Below are 1,456 nucleotides of genomic sequence, written 5' to 3' on the forward strand. Positions count from 1 at the left end.
GCCTTAGCGAGTTACGGCAATGTGCGCAACGCCGTAACTCGCTATGGCTCGCTACGGCCTACTTTCAAGGGTCGTGACAAGTTGACAACGACACATTTTCATCAGGCCAGTCAACGCCCCAATGCTGAACTTGCTTGTTGGATTTCTTGAATGACTTCTGCGTCACTCTCGATCGAAAGTCGCGTGGTGAGTATCGATGATGCTTGGTCACCGCCGATTTTACCGATCGCCCAGGCACTCGTGCCGCGTACGAGCGGATCTTCGTCGGCTAGTCCGATCTTTAAATGCGACAGCGATTCACTGGATCCCTGATTTCCCAAGACGATCGCTGCGTTTCTCAATACGCCGCGACGACGTGTCCGCCATAGCGGCGTTTTCCGAAACCGTTCACGAAATTGTTCGTCGTCCAGTTGAAACAGTTCGTGTAAATCGATGGTCGCCAACTCGTTTGCTTTGACCATTGGCGACCGTGATGGCTTCCGGTTCCAAGGACAAACTTCCTGGCAAACGTCACAGCCGAAAAACCAGTCTGCCATCTTTGGACGCAATTCAACATCAATCGAATCACGGTGTTCAATCGTCAGGTAGCTGATGCAACGCGATGCGTCCAACACACCCGGCTTTGGAAACGCGTCCGTCGGACAGGCATCCAAGCATGCTGTGCAGGTGCCGCAGTGGTCCGACGGATGCGGTTGATCAGCGGGCAATTCAATGTCCACCAACACGCACGCCAGCAGAAAATAGCTGCCGCGTTTTTTGTTCAGCAGCAGCGTGTTCTTTCCTCGCCACCCCAAACCGGCTAGCTCCGCAATTTCCCGTTCCATGATCGGCGCCGTGTCCACGACTCCGCGACAATTCGACTCAGGAAACGATGATTTAATCAGCCGACAAATGCGTTTCAGTTTTGGATGAATCACATCGTGGTAGTCATCGCCAGGCCAAGCGTAACGAGCGATCTTGCCGTGGCCAGCGCTGACCGAATTTTCCGATTCACTGGGATACGGAAACGACATTACCACGATCGATTTCGCGCCCGCCAACACACCAGACGGATGTTGATAAGCATCACGTCGCTCGGCAAAGTAATTCATGCCCGCGGCGTAACCTGCATCGATCCATTGAACCAATTGGTGATAGCCCGAACTCGTCACCGCGGGCGCGATTCCGCAAAGGTCAAAACCTTCCTGGTAAACCGCTTCGCGAATCAGTGATGCAGCATCGTTCGGGTCCAAGCGGCACCTTCGACTGAGAATTACCCGCGAACTTCAGGGTTTCAAAATTTTCAAATTGCAATGTTCATTTTGCAGTTTGCAATTCTACACGGGATAGCATTCAACGTCGTGAAGATGTTTGGTCCCGGAAAAAACGTGTTAGTTCGTTTAGCCGCGTGGGCATCGCCCCGCGCGTTCGGTGCCGCACGACGCGCGGGGCGATGCCCACGCGGTTAAACAAGTTA

The 1,456-nt window shown here is 53.4% G+C and carries 1 protein-coding gene; it reads right to left on the reverse strand.

The window, feature by feature from the left end:
* Positions 1-110 precede the first annotated feature (110 nt).
* On the reverse strand, positions 111-1,232 hold the full coding sequence (gene queG / locus RC85_RS25800) for a tRNA epoxyqueuosine(34) reductase QueG (protein WP_068267828.1): 1,122 nt from the start codon (positions 1,230-1,232) through the stop codon (positions 111-113).
* Between the last annotated feature and the right edge of the window lie 224 nt (positions 1,233-1,456).

It is taken from the genome of Rubripirellula obstinata, assembly GCF_001642955.1.
GTDB lineage: Bacteria > Planctomycetota > Planctomycetia > Pirellulales > Pirellulaceae > Rubripirellula > Rubripirellula obstinata.